This is a genomic window from Streptomyces sp. AK010 (assembly GCF_014207295.1).
GTDB lineage: Bacteria > Actinomycetota > Actinomycetes > Streptomycetales > Streptomycetaceae > Streptomyces > Streptomyces massasporeus.
The window spans coordinates 113,361-130,982 of record NZ_JACHCX010000008.1 but is presented as its reverse complement, the minus strand read 5'-3'; the positions used below and the strand labels follow the sequence as shown (position 1 = coordinate 130,982).

14 protein-coding genes and 1 pseudogene are annotated in these 17,622 nt (G+C 72.0%); 7 read left to right on the top strand and 8 right to left on the bottom strand.

Features of this window, described 5'->3' with window-relative positions:
* Positions 1-11: 11 nt before the first annotated feature.
* The 3 genes and pseudogenes from HDC93_RS17650 to HDC93_RS17640 all read right to left on the bottom strand — a co-directional run.
* Positions 12-554, bottom strand: a pseudogene (locus HDC93_RS17650) (acyltransferase family protein); the annotation flags it as partial.
* Positions 506-2,146 (bottom strand): cellulase family glycosylhydrolase, encoded by a 1,641-nt coding sequence (locus tag HDC93_RS17645; protein WP_185011863.1) that lies wholly within the window; start codon positions 2,144-2,146, stop codon positions 506-508. The pseudogene HDC93_RS17650 and the gene HDC93_RS17645, both read right to left, overlap by 49 nt.
* 128 nt (positions 2,147-2,274) lie before the next feature.
* Positions 2,275-3,381, bottom strand: coding sequence for a GDSL-type esterase/lipase family protein (locus tag HDC93_RS17640; RefSeq protein ID WP_185011862.1), 1,107 nt, complete (start codon positions 3,379-3,381; stop codon positions 2,275-2,277).
* 146 nt (positions 3,382-3,527) lie between these two features.
* Here HDC93_RS17640 and HDC93_RS17635 point away from each other — a divergent pair, with 146 nt between their 5' ends.
* A complete protein-coding gene (locus tag HDC93_RS17635; RefSeq protein WP_185011998.1) occupies positions 3,528-4,679 on the top strand; it encodes a CaiB/BaiF CoA-transferase family protein in 1,152 nt (383 codons plus the stop codon).
* A gap of 204 nt (positions 4,680-4,883) precedes the next feature.
* Here the strand turns inward: HDC93_RS17635 and HDC93_RS17630 are convergent, their stop codons facing one another.
* From HDC93_RS17630 to HDC93_RS17615, 4 genes are all read right to left on the bottom strand, one after another.
* Positions 4,884-6,380, bottom strand: coding sequence for a tripartite tricarboxylate transporter permease (locus HDC93_RS17630; protein ID WP_185011861.1), 1,497 nt, complete (start codon positions 6,378-6,380; stop codon positions 4,884-4,886).
* Between the two features lies 1 nt (position 6,381).
* A complete protein-coding gene (locus HDC93_RS17625) occupies positions 6,382-6,921 on the bottom strand; it encodes a tripartite tricarboxylate transporter TctB family protein (protein ID WP_185011860.1) in 540 nt (179 codons plus the stop codon).
* Positions 6,918-7,901: a tripartite tricarboxylate transporter substrate binding protein gene (locus HDC93_RS17620; RefSeq protein WP_185011997.1), complete on the bottom strand. Its 984-nt coding sequence runs from the start codon at positions 7,899-7,901 to the stop codon at positions 6,918-6,920. Before HDC93_RS17620 ends, HDC93_RS17625 begins: the two co-directional genes overlap by 4 nt.
* A gap of 214 nt (positions 7,902-8,115) precedes the next feature.
* Complete coding sequence (locus HDC93_RS17615; RefSeq protein ID WP_185011859.1) at positions 8,116-10,128, bottom strand: NAD(P)/FAD-dependent oxidoreductase; 2,013 nt, start codon at positions 10,126-10,128, stop codon at positions 8,116-8,118.
* A gap of 289 nt (positions 10,129-10,417) precedes the next feature.
* On the opposite strand from HDC93_RS17615, the gene HDC93_RS17610 reads away from it, so the two are divergent.
* From HDC93_RS17610 to HDC93_RS17600, 3 genes are all read left to right on the top strand, one after another.
* Positions 10,418-12,316 carry a CASTOR/POLLUX-related putative ion channel gene (locus HDC93_RS17610; RefSeq protein ID WP_311774569.1) on the top strand — a complete coding sequence of 633 codons (1,899 nt, stop codon included), beginning with the start codon at positions 10,418-10,420 and terminating at the stop codon, positions 12,314-12,316.
* A gap of 241 nt (positions 12,317-12,557) precedes the next feature.
* Positions 12,558-12,728 carry a DUF5670 family protein gene (locus tag HDC93_RS17605; RefSeq protein WP_031139394.1) on the top strand — a complete coding sequence of 57 codons (171 nt, stop codon included), beginning with the start codon at positions 12,558-12,560 and terminating at the stop codon, positions 12,726-12,728.
* Positions 12,729-12,817: 89 nt separating this feature from the next.
* Positions 12,818-13,309, top strand: coding sequence for a hemerythrin domain-containing protein (locus tag HDC93_RS17600; protein WP_185011857.1), 492 nt, complete (start codon positions 12,818-12,820; stop codon positions 13,307-13,309).
* 91 nt (positions 13,310-13,400) lie between these two features.
* Here the strand turns inward: HDC93_RS17600 and HDC93_RS17595 are convergent, their stop codons facing one another.
* The gene (locus HDC93_RS17595) at positions 13,401-14,288 is read right to left on the bottom strand and encodes a DUF4436 family protein (RefSeq protein WP_185011856.1); all 888 of its coding nucleotides are present in this window, start codon (positions 14,286-14,288) and stop codon (positions 13,401-13,403) included.
* 503 nt (positions 14,289-14,791) lie between these two features.
* Between HDC93_RS17595 and HDC93_RS17590 the strand changes: the two genes are divergently transcribed.
* Genes HDC93_RS17590 through HDC93_RS17580 form a run of 3 tightly spaced genes read left to right on the top strand, consistent with a single transcriptional unit; the run spans position 14,792 to position 17,594 of the window.
* On the top strand, positions 14,792-15,916 hold the full coding sequence (locus tag HDC93_RS17590) for a Gfo/Idh/MocA family protein (RefSeq protein WP_185011855.1): 1,125 nt from the start codon (positions 14,792-14,794) through the stop codon (positions 15,914-15,916).
* Positions 15,913-16,836: a PmoA family protein gene (locus HDC93_RS17585; RefSeq protein WP_185011854.1), complete on the top strand. Its 924-nt coding sequence runs from the start codon at positions 15,913-15,915 to the stop codon at positions 16,834-16,836. The genes HDC93_RS17590 and HDC93_RS17585 overlap by 4 nt, the downstream gene beginning before the upstream one ends.
* Positions 16,830-17,594 carry a cupin gene (locus tag HDC93_RS17580; RefSeq protein ID WP_185011853.1) on the top strand — a complete coding sequence of 255 codons (765 nt, stop codon included), beginning with the start codon at positions 16,830-16,832 and terminating at the stop codon, positions 17,592-17,594. The genes HDC93_RS17585 and HDC93_RS17580 overlap by 7 nt, the downstream gene beginning before the upstream one ends.
* Positions 17,595-17,622: the final 28 nt, after the last annotated feature.

The window sequence follows — 17,622 nt, the reverse complement described above, 5'->3', positions numbered from 1 at the left end:
AGACGGTCCGCTCACGCGCGTACGGCGTTGCGCTCCCGTGCCTGATCGCGCACGTCCCGGCGGAACGCCCAGGCCATGTCGGGCTCCATCACCCAGCGGAACACCCGCCGCACGGGCGGGGTGCACAGGACAGTCACGAGCACCGCGGCGGCGACCGTCACGACGATCTCGCCCAGGGGCCGGTGCACCCACGCCGGTTCGTACCAGCCCCAGAACTTGGAGCCCTGCGCGACGAAGCCCGTGCAGCAGGTAGCCGTAGAGCGTGCCCGCGCCCAGCACGGTGAACCAGGTGCGGCGATCGGGCACCCAGGCGAGAAGCAGGCGACCAGGACCATCGAGCAGCCGAAGGTCACCAGCGTCATGACGGGCCCGTACCAGGAGGGCGCCTCGAGCTCCGCGGCGCTGTCCCGGTGGTAGAACCAGGCGCCGCTCATCCACGGCACCGCCCAGTCGGCCACGGCCGGCGCGCCGGCGAACACCGCGCCAGTCCGCGCACGGGGCCCGGTCAGCTCACGGAACAGTCCGCGCCGTTCAGGGTGAAGGCGGTCGGGCTGGGGTTCGCGGTCGACCGGGAGGCCGTGAAGCCGAGGGTGACCGAGCCCGACGCCGGGATCGTCGCCGTGTACGACGCCGCCGCGACGCTCACCTGAGAGCCGCTCTGCGTCGCCGTACCGCCCCACAGGTTGGTGATGCGCTGGCTGTCCGGGAAGGTCCAGCGCAGCGTCCAGCCGTTGATCGCCGACGTGCCGGTGTTGCGCAGCACGATCTCGCCCTGGAAGCCGCCGGACCAGCTGCCCGTCACCCGGTAGCCGACGCCGCAGGCCGCCGACGAGCCGCCGGACGAGGTCGTGACGGTCACCGTGCCCGAGCGGGGCGAGCGGTTGCCGGCGGCGTCACGGGCGTAGACGGCGAAGGTGTGGGAGGTCGCGGGGGACAGGCCGGTGAGGGTGGCGGTGGTCCGCGTGCTGCTGGTGACGACCGACTCGGTGCCGCCGCTGACCCGCACGATGTCGTAGCCGGTGACGCCGGTCGCGTCGGAGGCGGCGGCCCAGGTCAGGGTGGCGGACGACGAGGTCACCCCGGAGGCGGTCGGCGTGCCGGGGGCGGTCGGGGGAGTCGTGTCGCCGCCCCCGGTGCCGGAGTAGACCGCGGCCTCCTCGGCGGTGGCGGCGATGCCGTTCGCGCCGTGGAAGAGGCGCTGCCCCCAGGACGTGAGCTGGTTCGGGTCGAAGTTCGTGACCATGTCCAGATACTCGACCCCGCCGCCGTTGCCGCTCCACGACCAGCCGAGGTAGCCGAGGCGGAGCTGCTGGGACACGGCCAGGATGGTGTCCTCGTCGGGGTTGCCGTCCGAGTGGTCGTGGCCGAACTCTCCGACGACGATGGGCAGCTTGGCGGTGACGAACCGGTTCAGGTAGCCGGTGATCTCGGCCGCGGTGTCGAAGACGCCGTACATGTGGATCGAGAAGACGGTGTTGGCGTCCGCGTCGGCGGCGAAGACCGAGGCGGCGTTGTCGCGCATGGTGAACGCCCAGTCCTGACCCCAGTTGGGGGCGTCGACCATGAGCGTGTGATCGAACCCGGCGTTCCGCAGCTTCTGGACGGCCGCCTTGGTGTCGGCCGTCCACGCCGTGTAGTTGGTGTTGCCGTACGGCTCGTTGCCGATGTTGACGATGACGTAGTCCTCCTGGCCGGCCAGGGCGCTCTTCACGCTGATCCAGTAGTCGGCCGCGCGGGAGAGAGTGGTCGCCCCGCTCTGCTCGCCGTACCCGGTGGTGTCGTGGACTTCGAGGACGCAGATGAGCCGGTTCTGTTTGCACTGCGCGACGACGTTCGCCACGTCGGCGGTGTCGTTGCGGGTCCAGCGGTCACCGTTGGCGAGGACCACGCGGACGGTGTTGGCGCCCTTGGCCTTGATGTGGGCGAAGGAGCTGATCCGGTCCGGATACCAGGTGTGGGCGTGGTTGACGCCCCGCATCACGAAGTCGTTCCCGTCGGCCTCCAGCAGCCGGCCGTTCTGCACCCGGAAGCCGGTGGGTGCGGCCTCGGCCGGCGGGGTGAGGACGAGGAAGGACAGCAGGAGAGCGAGCAGGGCGGCGGCCGCGGTGGCCGGGCGCGCGGCGGTGGGTGTGGCGCGGAGTCTCATGACGGCTCCAGAAGTGGGGGTCGGGTGGGGCACGTTGCCGGTCGCGCTGTCGTGCTGAACGGGGTCCTGCGGTCGGGGCCCGGTGCGGACGGGCCCGGTGCCGGGACGTCGCCGCCCCGGCACCCTCGTCATCCGGCCGGTGCGCTGCCCGCGCAGGTGACGGTCGCCGCCGGGGTGCCGGCCGTTGCCGGGGCGGAGGCGACGAAGCCGAACGTGGCGCTCGCGCCGGCGGCGAGCGTGCCGTTCCACGCCGCGTTCGTGACGGTGGCCGTACCGTCGGCGGCCGTGGTGAGGGCGCCGTTCCAGACCTGGGTGAGACGTGCGCCGTTCGCCGGTACGACGGTCGCCGTCCAGCCCGGGACCGCGGAGGCCGACGTGTTCGTCACCGTCACCTCGCCCTGGTAGCCGCCCTGCCAGGTGGAGACGGTCCGGAAGCGCGCGGTGCACGCGACGGGGTCCCCGCCCGGGTCACCCGGACCGCCGGGGTCCGGCGGGACGGCGTCGAGGGCCGCCGCCAGGGGCGGGAACCAGCGGGCGGCGATCTTGTCGTCGCCGGAGGCGTCGGGGTGCACGCCGTCGTAGGTGTCGGTGGCCGTGCTGAAACCGGTCCACTGGTCGACCACGGTGACGGGGGAGCGGTCGGTACCGGTCGCCCGGGCCCAGCCGGGGATCCGCGCGTTGAAGTCGACGACCCGCTGCGCACAGGCCGCGCAACTGCTCGGGTTCATGGGGATCAGCTGTGCCACGAGGATGCGCATGTCCGGATTCGAGGCCCTCATCTGCGCCACGAGTGTGGTGTAGGCGGCGAGGATGCGGTCGGGGGAGATGCTGCTCCAGAGGTCGTTCGTGCCGAAGTGCATGACAACGATGTCCGGACGGGTGGAGGCCAGCCTGCCGGGCAGCAGGTTCTGGTCCGCCACGGTGGTGACCAGCTCGCCGCCGTGACCCTCGTTGTCCCCGTCGTGCGCCTGTCCGCAGCCCTGCGGGGGAAGGGTGCCGACGAAGTCGATGTCCGTGTATCCGCTGTCGACCAGCCGGTTCCACAGCACCGCCCGCCAGCAGCCCGGCGAGCCGGTGATCGAGTCGCCGAGCGGCATGACCCGGACGGGGTCGGCGGCGGGGGCGGCCGTCGCGCGGGGTGCGAACGTCATGCCGAGGGGGAGGAGCAGGGCGGCCAGGAGGCCGAGAACGGACATGACCCGTAAGTGCGGGGACGAGTGGGGGGTTCTGCGCATGGTGGTCCCTTCCCTGGGTGAGGTGGGAGCGCTCCCATCACATCAAGCCATCGTTGTCATTGACGCGTCAAGGGGTGTGGTGATGAGAGGGTGAGGTCAGGCGGCCGAGAACGATCAGCGACGATCACCCGGAGGCAGACGTGGACCTGGAGCGGGGCGCCCTGAACGGGCTGCGGATCGCGGACTTCTCGCGGGTCCTGGCCGGGCCGTACGCGACCATGCTCCTCGCCGATCTCGGCGCCGACGTGGTGAAGGTCGAGCGCCCGGGAGCGGGGGACGAGACCCGGCAGTGGCGCCCGCCGGCCGACGGGCACGGCACCTCCACCTACTTCCTCGGCGTCAACCGCAACAAGCGCTCGGTCGCCCTGGACCTGTCGGACGAGGCCGACCGGGAGCGGGCCCGGGCCCTCGTCGCCGAGTCGGACGTGCTGGTGGAGAACTTCCGGCCCGGCACGATGGAGCGGTTCGGCCTCGGCCACGACGACCTGAAGGCCCGCCACCCCGGCCTGATCTACTGCTCGATCAGCGGCTTCGGGACGGGCGCGGGGGCCGCGATCCCCGGCTACGACCTCCTCGTCCAGGCGGTCGGCGGACTGATGAGCGTCACCGGGGAGCCCGAGGGCGAACCGGCCAAGGCCGGAGTGGCCCTGGTCGACGTGATCACCGGACTGCACGCGACGCTCGGGATCATGGCGGCCCTGCGGCACCGGGACGCAACGGGCGAGGGGCAGCGCGTGGAGGTGAACCTGCTGAGTTCGCTGCTGTCGGCGATGGTCAACCAGGCCTCCGCGTACGCCGTCGCGGGCGTTGTGCCCGGGCGGATGGGCAACGCGCACCCGAGCATCGCCCCCTACGAGACCTTCCCCACCGCCGACCGGCCGCTGGCTCTCGCGGTGGGCAACGACGGACAGTTCGCGGCTCTGGCCGGGGCGCTCGGCGGCCCGGACCTCGCCGGTGACCCGCGGTTCCGCACGAACCCCGAACGGGTGGCCCACCGCGCCGAGTTGCGCCGGGCGCTGGCCGAACGGCTGCGCACGGCGGGTGCCGACCACTGGACCGGCGTGCTGTCGGCGGCCGGGGTCCCCGCCGGCCCCGTGAACACCCTCGACGAGGCGTTCGCCTTCGCCGAGCGGCTCGGACTGCCCGGCATCGTCACGGTGCCCGGAACGGACGGCGGGACGGAGGCCCGGCAGGTGGCGTGCCCCATCACGCTGAGCGCGTCGCCGGCGCACCACCGGCTGCCGCCACCGGCGCTCGGCGAGCACACCGCGGAGGTCTTCGGCGACTCCGCGGGCTGACTCCGGGGGACGGCACCCGCGCGGCACCCACCCCCTGGCGACCCTCGTCGGGCTGAGCGCCGACCCGGACGTGACCGGCGACCCGACGGCGAACGGCGACCCGCACGCGCGAGGTTCAGGAACGCGCGTACGGGTCGCCGTGTCCGGGGAGGTGGAGATCCGCTTCCCGGACGGCACCCGGGAACGGGTGCCGCGATGACCGGGTCAGGCCGCCTCGGCGCGGCTCCGCGTCACCGCCTTCCTCAGCAGCGGCCACACCAGCAGCGCCACGATCACCGCGTACACGGTCACCGAGAACGGCGTGTTGACCAGCCCCGTCACGCCGCCGTCGCTGATCTGCAGGGCGCGCCGCAACTGCTGCTCGGCGTTCGGCCCGAGGATCACCCCGATGACGGCGGGCAGCACGGGCAGCCCGTAGCGGCGCATGCCGAGGCCGATCAGACCGATGATCAGCAGGATCACCAGGTCGATCACCTCGCCGCCGACCGCGTACGCGCCGACCGCCGCGAAGAACATGATCCCGGCGTAGAGGTACGGCCGCGGGATGCGCAGCAGCTTCGCCCACACCGGAGCCAGCGGCAGGTTCAGCGCGAGCAGCAGCACCATGCCCACGAAGAGCGAGGCGATCAGGCCCCACACCAGGTCCGGCTCACGCTCGAAGAGCAGCGGGCCGGGCTGGATGCCGTACTGCTGGAAGGCGGCCAGCATCACGGCCGCGACCGCCGTGGTCGGCAGGCCCAGGGTCAGCATCGACACCAGCGTGCCCGCCGCCGAGGCCGACGCCGCCGACTCCGGGCCCGCCACGCCCTCGATGGCGCCCTTGCCCCACTCGTCCTTGTGCTTCGACAGCCGCTTCTCCGTCACGTACGTCAGGAAGGTGGGTATCTCCGCGCCGCCGGCCGGGATCGCGCCGAACGGGAAACCGATGAACGGGCCGCGCAGCCACGACTTCCAGGTCCGGTTCACGTCGTCGCGCCCCAGCCACGGACGGCCCACCGGGATCGGCTCCGGCGGCCTGCGCCGCAGATGGGCCGCCACCCACAGGGCCTCACCGATCGCGAAGAGCCCGACCGCCACGATCACCACGTCGATGCCGTCGGCGAGTTGGAGCGAGCCGAACGTCAGGCGCTGCTGGCCGGTCATCTGGTCCAGGCCCACCAGCCCCAGGGTGAGGCCGATCAGCAGGGAGGCGAGGCCCCGGATGCGGGACGAACCCAGCACCGAGGTCACCGCGATGAACGCCAGCAGCATGATGGCGAAGTAGTCCGGCGCGCCGATGTCCACGGCCAGTTTCGCGACCGTCGGCGCGAGCGCCACCAGCAGCAGCGTGCCGATCAGGCCGCCCGTGAAGTGCCCGACGGCGGCCGCCGCCAGGGCCTGGGCGCCGCGCCCGGACTTGGCCATGGGGTTGCCCTCCATGGCCGCCACCACCGCCGCGCTCTCACCCGGGGTGTTGAGCAGGATGGAGGTGGTCGAGCCGCCGAACATCGCGCCGTAGTAGATGCCGGCGAACATGATGAACGCGCCGATCGGGTCGAGCCCGTACGTCACCGGCAGAAGCAGGGCGACCGCCATCGCCGGGCCGATGCCCGGCAGTACGCCGATCGCCGTGCCGAGCAGCACACCGATCACGGCCCACAGGAGATTGATCGGCGTGAGGGCCGTACCGAAGCCGTCCAGCAGGGAGTTGAAGGCGTCCATGTCACAGCACTCCCATCAGCGGACCACCGGGCAGGGGCACTCCGAGCAGGTTGTTGAAGACGGTGTAGGTGACCAGGGACAGCCCTGCCGCGATGAGCGGATCGCGGTCGATCCTGCGGCTGCCCAGCGCGAACGCCGCGCCCCAGAACAGCAGCCCGCCCGCGACGGGGAAGCCGAGCGGCTCGATGAGGACGGCAGTGCCGAGGAACACCCCGGCGAGCAGCAGTACGCTGCGCCAGTCGGCGGGCTCGGACAGGTCGACGTCCTCACCGCTTTCGGCCTGGCCCCGGCCGCCCCGCAGCACGTCCAGGGCGAGCAGGGCGGCGATGACCAGCAGCCCGGCGCCGACCACGATCGGCACGGTCTTCGGGCCGACCGGGCCGCGCTGGGCGATGTCGACGTCCATGGTGAGCGCGTCGGTCAGGACGAGGGCGCCGAGTGCCAGCAGCAGTGCGCACACGCCGAGTTCCGAGTGCTCCCGCAGCCAGGAGCGCCGCTCGCCGCCGGTTTCGGCGGGGGGTATGTCGGTCTGTGTCGTCACAGTCCCAGCTCCTTCAGCACCGAAACCACGCGGTTGTCCTCGGCGTCGAGGAACGCGCCGAACTTCTCGCCGGTGAGGAAGGCGTCGTCCCAGCCGTTCTGCATCAGGGACGTGCGCCATTCGTCCGAGTCGTGGAGCTCCTCGACCAGCTTCACGAGCTTGTCGCGCTCCCCGTCGTTCAGACCGGGCGGGGCGACGATGCCGCGCCAGTTGGTGAAGTTCACGTCGAAGCCCGCCTCCTTCAGCGTGGGCGCGTCCAGGCCGTCGACGCGCTCGGGGCCGGTGACCGCGAGGAGGCGCAGCTCGCCCGCCTTGATCTGGTCCTGGTACTCGCCGACCCCGGAGACACCGAAGGCGACCTTGTTGCCGAGGATCGAGGCGAGCAGTTCGCCGCCGCCGTCGAAGGGGATGTAGTTGACCTGCTTCGGGGGGATCCCGGCGGCCCTGGCCATCAGCATCGGCGCGAGGTGGTCGGGCCCGCCGGGCGACGAGCCGCCGCCCACGGGAAGCTTGCCCGGGTTCTCCTTCCAGGCGCCGATCAGGTCGTCGATCGTCTTGTACGGCGAGTCCTTCGCCACGACCACCACGTCCTGCTCCTCGGTGAGCCGGGCGATCGGCGTGGTGTCCCCGAGCGTCTTCGGCGCGTCGTTGGAGCGGACGGCACCCACGACCCCGAGGCCCATGGACATGGCGAGCTTGCCGTTGCCGTGCTCGCTCACCAGCCGGCTCAGTCCCACCGTGCCGCCGGCGCCGGGCAGGTTGAACACCTCGATGTTGTGGGTGAGTCCGGCGTCCTCGGCGTTCTTCGCGGCCGTGCGGGCCGTGATGTCGTAGCCGCCGCCGGGGGTGTTGGGAACCATGAAGCGCAGGCCCGGGATCTGTGTGCCGGTCTCGGAGCCGCTGCCGGCGGTCAGCAGCGGTGGTCCGACGAGCACGAGCACGGCGGCCCCGAACAGGGCGAGGGGGGTGCGCAGGCGCACGAGTGCCACCACCTGTCGGTACGTCGATGCGGGTAGGGAAGGGCCCTGTGGGGGAGGGTGACGCGGGCCACATCGTGCCCGGGCATCGCCGCACTGTCTGCCTTGCGGAACCAATGGAGGTTTTGGTCTTTGCGGTCACCGGAAGCGACGACGGGCGTGAGCTGAACGCACGGGGGCCCCGGCGCAAGCGCGCCGGGGCCCCCGTGAACAACGGTCACCGATCCGCGTGGACCTCCAGGGCGGCCCGCACGGCCGACTCAAGGGCCCCCTCGATCCATGCCGGTTTGACGGACGTGTGGTCCCCGGCGAAGTGCAACGGCCCCTCGCGCTCGGGGATGACGGGCAACAGCTCGGTGTGCTGGCCGGGCAGCAGCACGGACGCCTCCCCGTAGGCGTAGGGGTCGCGCAGCCAGCTCTGGGTACGACCCGCGCCGGTGTAGAACACCTCGATGCGCCGGCCGTAGACCTGCTGGAGACCGCACAGCGCGTGCGGATACCTCGCCTCGTCGTCCAGGGAGTCCCAGCGCAGCGCGTCGTCGGCCCAGCTGTAGGACGCCAGGACCACGCCCCCCGCGCTGCCCGGGACCGGGTGGGACGGGTTGAACATGAAGCGGTTGGCGTTGTCCGACACCGAGCCGCCGCCCACGACACCGGCCGCCTCCGGCTGGTCGCGGCCGATCGCGCGGTTCGCGGCGTAGTGGGTGCGTTGAGCCTGTGTGATGTGCCCGCCGGGCACCGAGGGGTGCGCGCCGAGGAGGCTGCCGTCCGCGGGGGTCTTGCCGGTGCGGTAGGCGTCGTACAGGCCAGGGTCGACGGCGTTCAGCTCGCGCTTCCAGTCGTCCTCGTCGAACTCCCACCAGCGGCGGCTGAACTCGAGCAGCACCTTGGTCGCGCTGTCGTAGTGCAGCTCGCAGACCGCCCGGCGTTTGCGGTAGGACAGCGGCGGGTCGATCTGCACATGGCGCAGCCCGGAGAACGGTACCGTGACCACGGCGACGTCGGCGGTGAACTGCTCGCGGACGACCGGGCCGTCGCGGCCCTCGGAGACGGTGTCCACCCACACGTGCGGGCCCTTGCCCCGCACGTGGGATCCGTCCGGGGACGGCCGGTCGGGGTGGTGGTACTGGATGCGCGTCACCCGGCGGTCGAACCGCACCTCCTTGCGCACGCGTTCGAGCAGGGCGTCCGGCAGCACGGCCGTACCGCCCTCCAGCTCGTAGAAGGGAGTGTCGGGGCTGATGAGGGAGGAGCCGATGAAGCTGTGGATGAAGGACAGCGGGAGGCGTGAGGTGAGGTTCTCCAGCGTGCCGATCAGGTCGACGGTCCGCTCGTCGAGACCGGCGTGCTCGGTGAGGAAGCGGAACATCGACCAGTCGCCGAACCGCTTCACCACCCGCGCCCAGCCCCGCAGCCGCTCCGGCAACGGTTTGTCGACCCGCTTGCCGTCCCGGCCGACGTGGCTGAACTCGTCGCGCACGGGGTCCAGCGCGGCACGCAGGATCGCTGCGGCGGGCGTGTCCCAGTGGGCCTTCGGGACGCCGAAGGACCGGTTCACGCGCCGGGGGGAGCGGGCGTAGTCGGAGCGCCGCTCGCGGATTCCGTTGACGTGGATCCAGGTGCGGGCCGCGGGACGTCCCTCCTCGTCGACGTCGACGTAGTGGAAGCGCCGCTTCTTCAGGTCGAACCGGTCGATGAGCTCCATCACCAGCGGGTGACTGCCGGGGATGCGCATCGCGCCCGCCTCGGCGTACTGGCCGGGATCGGCGAAGGGCTGCCCGGCGCCCTCGTGGCCGCCCTTGCGGAAGGTCTTGATGCGGCCGCCCGCCCGGTTGCCGTTGGCCTCCAGGACCGTCACCCGGTGCCCCGCCTCCTTCAGCAGCCAGGCGGCCACCAGCCCGGACGGGCCGGCGCCGATGACCAGGACGTCCTTCGGGCTGGTTCGTCGCGTCGGCAGTCCGTCCTTCAGGACGCGCAGGTAGCGCGGGACGAGGGGGCGGTCGTCGGAGTCCAGGACCAGCAGGGCACGGGCGACGGCCAGGCACCGGTCGGGATCGGCGCCGCGACCGCCGCCGGGAGCGACCGGGGCGAGCGGCGCGGCCGACGCGGGCAGAGCCGTGGCGGTACCGCCGGCCAGGGCCGTGGCCACCGTCGCCGTGCCGGCCACGGCGGCGAACTCCCGCCGGGAGAAACCAGAGTCGGAGCGCACCGCTGCGTGATCATCAGTCATGGCGACCTTTGTAACGGTGGTCGTGACGGGGTGCCGCCGTTCGCCAGGACGTTGCCTCTAAGGAGCGAATCAGGGGCAAAACCCTCACGTCACGGTGGATCCGCCACCCTCGGTGTGCCCGCCCGACCCGAAGGAATGAACGCGCGGCGAACCGCCTCCGCCGCCGCGAACGAGCCTCCACACTGCGACTGCGTATCCACAACCGCGCTCTGAGGCCGTTTCGCCCGGCATGCCGCGCCGCGCGTCGCGGCCGGCCGCACGAGAGCCCGGGGCGACCGAGGGGGGAAAGGTGGCGCAGCGGCACACCGCGTGGGGTGACCGGGTCCGTTACTGGTTCGACAGCACGCTGGCCCGCGGTGCCTCCGCCCTGGTCGGCTGGATGGCGCTGCTGTGTCTGGCCGTCGTCGTCCCGGCCAGTGCGCTGGTGGTGTGGACCGACCCGCACGCGCCGGAGTCCCTGCCGGACCGGCTGGCGCAGGTGTGGCGCCTCACGGGGGAGACCCTGCGGCTGGGCGGGGCGACCGGCACGCCGCTGCGCGTGACGATGTCGGTGCTGCTCGCCCTGGTCGCGCTGCTGTACGTCTCGACGCTGGTCGGTCTGATCACGACGGCGCTCACGGAGCGGCTCACCGCGTTGCGGCGCGGCCGGTCGACCGTGCTCGAACAAGGGCACGCCGTGGTCCTGGGCTGGTCGGAGCAGGTGTTCACGGTCGTCGGCGAGCTGGTGGCCGCCAACGCCAACCAGCGGCGCGCAGCGGTGGTGGTGCTGGCCGACCGCGACAAGACCGCGATGGAGGAGGCACTCGGCACGAAGCTGGGACAGGTCGGCCGGACGCGGCTGATCTGCCGCAGCGGCCCCACCACCGACCCGGCCGTGCTCACCCTGACCAGTCCGGAGACGGCCGGTGTCGTACTGGTCCTGCCTCGCGACGAGCCCGATGCCGATGCCGAGGTCGTCAAGACGCTGCTGGCGCTGCGGGCTGCACTGGCCAAAGTGGAGAACCGTCCGCCCGTCGTCGCCGCCGTACGGGACGACCGCTACCGGCTGGCCGCCGGCCTCGCCGCGGGCCCGGCTGGTGTCGTCCTGGAGAGCGACACCGTCACGGCCCGGCTGATCGTCCAGGCCGCCCGCCGCCCCGGGCTCTCCCTCGTCCACCAGGAGCTCCTCGACTTCGCCGGCGACGAGTTCTACCTGGTCGGTGAAGAGTCCCTGAGGGGCCGCCCGTTCGGCGACGCGCTGCTGTCCTATCCGACATCCAGCGTCGTCGGGCTGGTGCGCGGCGACACCCCGCTGCTCAACCCGCCGCCGCAGACGACCCTCGGCGGCGACGATCTGCTCATCGTCATCTCCCGTGACGACGACACGGCCTGGGCGGGGGAGTGCGGGCAGTGGGTCGAGAAGACGGCGATGGCCTCCGGTGCCGCGACGCCCGCTCGGCCGGAGCGGGTCCTGCTGCTCGGCTGGAACCGCCGGGCGCCGCTCATGGTCGACCAGCTGCGCCGCCGTGCCCGGCCCGGGTCGGTCGTCGACGTGGTGGCGGACGGCGGCGAGGCGACGGTCCGCCAGGTGCGCGAGTCGGGCGCGCCCCACGGCACCGGCCTGACCCTCACCCTCCACCGGGGGGACGTCACCCGCCCCGAGACCCTGAGGCGTCTGGACGTGCACTCCTACGACAGCGTGATCGTCGTGGGGGAGGACCCCGCGCCCGGGCAGGCCCCGGACGACCCCGACAACCGTACGCTCGTCACCCTGCTGTTGCTACGACAGCTCGAGGAAGCCTCCGGGCGTGAACTCCCCGTCGTCACCGAGCTGGTGGACGACCGCAACCGGGCCCTGGCACCCCTCGGGCCTGGAGCCGACGTGATCATCAGCGGCAAGCTGATCGGCCTGCTCATGGCACAGATCTCCCAGAACCGGCACCTCGCGGCGGTCTTCGGGGAGCTGTTCTCCGCCGACGGCACCGGCATCCGCCTGCGGCCGGCCGGCGACTACGTGCTGCCCGGGTGCGAGACGGCCTTCGCCACCGTCGTGGCCGCGGCACGCGAGCGCGGCGAGTGTGCCATCGGCTACCGCGGCCACGACGACGCCTCGACGGGCCCGGGGTACGGCGTGCGGGTCAACCCGCCCAAGTCCGAGCGCCGCCTCTGGACGTCCGCCGACGAGGTGATCGTCGTGGGGACGGACTGAGAAGGAGCCTGGCGGTCCGACGATGCCGGAGTCGACCCCCAGCCGCGCCAGTCCTCCTCCGCGAGCCCGTTCTCCATCAGGTGCACAAACTCCCTACGGACAGCGGGACCCCGTTCGGCCCTTGCTCTCCCCGCCCGGCCGAAAACGATCCAAGTTCCCGTGAGTCATGTGAAGAAACACGGAAATTCGACTGTGTGTTCGTCGATGTGCAGGGAAACAGGATGATCGGAGGTTGATAACTATGGTTCCCCTGCTTCTCGTCCTGCTGCTGGCCCTGGTCCTGTTCGGTGCGGGTTTCGCGCTGAAGGCCCTGTGGTGGATCGCGGTGATCGTGCTGGTGCTGTGGCTGCTGGGCTTCGTGTTGCGCAGCGCCGACAGTGGTGGCCGTAGGGGCCGCTGGTATCGCTGGTAGACAGGCGGACGCCCTGCGGCGAGCAAAACATCAGGAATGGGGTAGACGAAAGTGACCCGATTCACTTCTGGGAAAGGCGTTCCATTTCCATGGCCGACACAAAAGACGTCGTAGAACTCATTCTTCAGGACCACCGGCGCATGGAGGACCTGTTCCGTCGCATGCGGAGCGTCGAGGACGACCGGGCGGGTGCGTTGCGGGAGTTCGCCGACCTGCTGATCGCGCACGCGCAGGCCGAGGAGGCCGAGGTCTATCCGGCGCTCAAGCGGTACAAGAACATCGATGACGAAGAGGTCGAGCACGGCGAGCACGAGCACGACGAGGGCAACGAGGCCCTCCTGGAGCTCCTCGGGATCGAGGAGGTCGGCTCCGACGAGTGGGACTCGAAGCTCGAGGAGCTGGTGGAGGCCGTCAACCACCACGCCGACGAGGAGGAGCGCACCATCCTCAACGGCGCCCGGGAGAACGTGGCGATGGAGCGACGCGAGGAGCTCGGCCTGGCGTTCGTGCGGGAGCGTGAGCGTCAGTTGAAGGCCGGGTGCGGCTCCGTGGAGAACGTACGCAAGATCGTCAAGTCCTGACCCGACCGGACCGGCCCTGGTGGTCACCCGCTCACGCGTGGTGACCACCAGGGCCGTTCGCTGTTGCGAGCGGCCATCCGGACGCCGGGTCTCAGGCGCCTTGCGTGTCGGCCGCGCGCAGGGCGGTTTGGATGCCGAAGGCGACCACGACGATCAGGCACAGGGCGACGACGGCCTCGGCCCAGAAGAAGGCGAACCAGTCCATCACGCAGCCGATCGGCGGAGTGCCGGGGGCGGTGTTGCGGAACGCCGCGAGGGCGAACAGCGTGGCGGCCATCCAGGCGAGGGCGGGCCAGACCAGGCCCTGTCGGCGGGTCGTCAGGTACCAGGCCCCGAGGAGCACGGACGACGCCAGCGCCCACATCGCGACCATCATGAAGACCGCGAAGGTGAGCAGGCTGCCCGACCGGGACAGCTTCAGCGCCACGGCGGCCTCCTGCCCGGACGGCGGGGGTGTCACCGCAACGGAGAAGAGGGTTTCGGCGTTGGAGAAGAGCATCCGCACCGGCACCGTTTCGCCGCCCTGCACGGCCCAGAACTCGACGTCGGTGTCGTAGGTGTCGAACGGGTAGTCGCTGATCGATCCACCCGTGATCGCGACTCGCACGTCCTTCGGCGCGAGTCGCTCGTGCGCTTCGAACGCCAGGTCGCTGAGGGTCGCCCCGGACGTCTGGAGGCTGAGGCCGGCCACCGGGGCGGTCCCCTCCTCCTCGCCCAGGGCCCCGCGCGGGCTGACTCTGACGCGCAGGACGAGCTCACCGGCCGCGGCGTCGACGCTCTGGACGGTGGCCTCCACGTCCACCCGGTCGACGGCCCGGGACCCGACCGTGTGCACCGTGTCCTTCGTCTGCCGCTCGGTGTACTGCAGCCACGACCCCACGGACACCGCCGCCAGGATCAAAACCGCGAGGGGGATCAGAATCAGCAGGGTCGACGGCCCGGAGCGGCGTGGGCGGGGAGAATGCGTGGACGGGGCCATGGTGACTCCGATGAGGTGGGCTGGGCGGCGGGCTCGTCCCGCCCGGCGGGAAGTCACCCTCCGATCACAGGCAGCCACTGTAAGTGCTGCGTGCGGCGACTTCACGGAGGCGGCGGCTCACGGGCTGAGCCGCTCCCCGCGCGCCGCGCGGACGATGTCCCGTGCCGGCCGGCGCCGCGCCCCCTCGCGAGGACCGCTCGACCGTGTCGTCGGCGCGTGCCGAACCGTGGACGCCGTACGCCGTGTGCTGATCGGCCCCCTCGCGTGACCGGGCGGGAGGGGGACACCTCGCGCGGACAGCCTCGGTGTGTTGTGTAAACCGGGAGTGCGTTTCCGTGGCGGGAGCAACGACCCGAATCTCCGCCCCAAGCTGGGGCGATGCTCGGGCAGACCTTGTGCAGGTCGCTGCAGGGGGGTTGTCCAGACATTCTCGCGCGCCTAGGGTCCTTCCGAGTGCAAGCGCTTTCCAAGCGCAGGTCCGCCGGTTGTCCGAGGAGCGCCGCATGTCCGTGACCCCAGGGTCTCCCGCCCGCCGCCGCGTGGCCGTCGTCGGCACCGGCGCCATCGTCAGCGGCAGCCATCTGCCCGCGCTGCGGGCCCACTCCGACCGGGTGGAACTGGTGGCCGCCGTCGACGTGGACCGGGAGCGCCTCGACGCCTTCCGTGAGCTGGCCGGTGCGCAGGTCGCCGGGTTCACCTCGATGGACGCGATGCTGGACGCCGTACGCCCCGACCTCGTCCTCATCGGGACGCCGCCCTGGCTGCACCGGGACCAGACGGTGGCCGCGCTGAAGGCGGGCGCCTGGGCGCTGTGCGAGAAGCCGCTGACCCTGTCGCTCGCCGAGTACGACGAGATCGCCGCCGCCGAGGAGGCCTCCGGCGCGTACGCGGCCGTCGTCTTCCAGCACCGCTACGGATCCGGCGCCGTGCACGCCCGCGAACTGATCACGAGCGGCGAGCTGGGCGCCCCGCTGGTCGCGCACTGCCAGACCACCTGGCACCGGGACGCCGCATACTACGCGGTGCCCTGGCGCGGGAAGTGGGCCAGCGAAGGCGGCGGCCCCACCATGGGCCACGGCATCCACCAGTACGACTTGATGCTGCACCTGCTCGGTGAGTGGGAGGAGATCCAGGCGATGGCCGCGCGCCTGGTCCATGACACCGAGAGCGAGGACGTCTCCACCGCCCTGGTGCGGTTCAGGAGCGGCGCCCTCGCCACGGTCGTCAACAGCGTGCTCTCCCCGGACGAGGTGAGCCGCATCCGCATCGACTGCGCGGACGCCACCGTCGAGCTCACCCACCTGTACGGCCACGGCAACGACAGCTGGGCCTACACCCCGGCCCCGCACGTCGCCTCCGAGCGCGCCACCGCCTGGCGCACCCCCGCGGCCGACGTGCCCAGCTCGCACACCGCGCAGCTGGGCGCGCTCCTCGACGCCCACGACACCGGCACCCGGCCCCCGGGCAGCGGCCACGACGCCCGCGCCACCCTGGAGTTCGCCGCCGCCCTGTACAAGGCGGCGTTCACCGGCCACTCGGTGCGCGCGGGGGAGATCCGCCCCGGCGACCCCTTCTACGAGGCCATGCACGGCGAGTACCCCGACTGGGCCCCCAAGGAGCGCGCATGACCATCCGCGTCACCCACACGCACGGCGAGGACATCGCCGTCACCGCAGGCGGCACGGAGATCCTCCGCTACGTCTACCGCCCCGACCCGGACCCCTTCGAGTCCCGCAAGCCCTACGCCCACCCCGTGCGCACCCTCTCGGGCCGCACGGTCACCGGCTACCGCCCGAACGACCACCGCTGGCACAAGGGCCTGCAGATGACCGCGAGCCATCTGTCCGGCCAGAACTTCTGGGGCGGCAACTGCTACGTCCACGGCCGGGGCTACCTCCCCCTGCCCGAGCGCGTCGGCTCGATGCGGCACGACGGCTTCGCGGACTTCATAGTCGAGGACGACCGCCTCGCCCTCACCGAGAACCTCACCTGGATCGAGAACGGTGGCGAGGAGTGGGCGCGCGAGGAGCGTGGCCTGACGGTCCACTCGGTGGACGAGGAGGCAGGTTCCTGGGCCCTGGACTGGTCGATCCGCCTCACCAACACCCGTCCCGCACCCCTGGCCTTCGGCTCCCCCACCACCGCGGGCCGTGACATGGCCGGCTACACCGGACTCCAGTGGCGCGGCCCCCGCGACTTCACCGGCGGCACGGTCTTCGCCCCGGACACCGACGCCGACGCGGGCAAGCTGATGGGCACCCAGGGCCCCTGGCTCGCCTTCACCACCGAACACGACGACGTCGACGGCCACTCCACCCTGGTCTTCGCGCACGCGCCCGAGAACCTCGACGGGACGTCCCCGATCCACGAGTCGCACTGGTTCGTCCGCTCCGAGCCCTTCCCGACGGTCGCGTTCTCCTGGGCGTTCTTCGAGGAGTTCGAGCTGCCGCCGGGCGAGTCCTTCGGATACCGGTACCGGATCGTCGTCGCCGACGGCGCCTGGGACCGCGACCGGGTCGGCACCCACCTGGAGGGCCTGCCGTGGTGAGCGAGCCGAAACCGGCGGGCCTTGTGCACCCGCTGCCCGGCGCGATCGGCCTGTCCCACCTCAGCGCCTACGACTGGGAGGCCGCCGACGGCGTCTGCGGCGGCAGCCCGCATCTGCACCTGGTGTGCACGGAGGCGTACGTCGTCACCGGCGGCCGGGGCGCGGTCCAGACGCTGAGCCCCGACGGCTACCGGGACATCCCCCTCGAAGCGGGCTCGATCGCCTGGTTCACGCCGGGCACCGTGCACCGCATGGTGCAGGGCGGCGATCTGCGCATCACCGTGCTGATGCAGAACAGCGGCCTGCCCGAGGCCGGGGACGCCGTGTTCACCTTCCCGCCCGAGGTGCTCGCCGACCCCGACCGGTACGCCGCCGCCGCTGCCCTGCCGCCCGGCACCGGACCGGAGACGGCCGCGGCCGCCCGGCGCCGCAGGGACCTCGCCGTCGAGGGCTACCTCGGGCTGCGCGAGGCCCTCGTCGCCGGGGACAACGGCCCGTACCTGGAGTTCCAGATCGCCGCCGCACGGATCGTGCGCGACAAGGTGCCCACCTGGCGGAAGTTGTGGCGGGAGGGCGCCCTGGCCACCGCGGAGCGCACCGGCGCCCAGCTCGACGCCCTGGCCGCCGGCGATCCCGGCTACCTCGGCGACGCCACCGCCCACGAGGCCGCGCCCACCCGGCTCGGCGGCTTCGGCATGTGCGGCCGGCGCGACGAGTACGCGCTGCCCGGCACCACGCTGCCGTACCAGGAGGAGTAGCGGCGGCACGGGGGGACCGGGGGGTCTC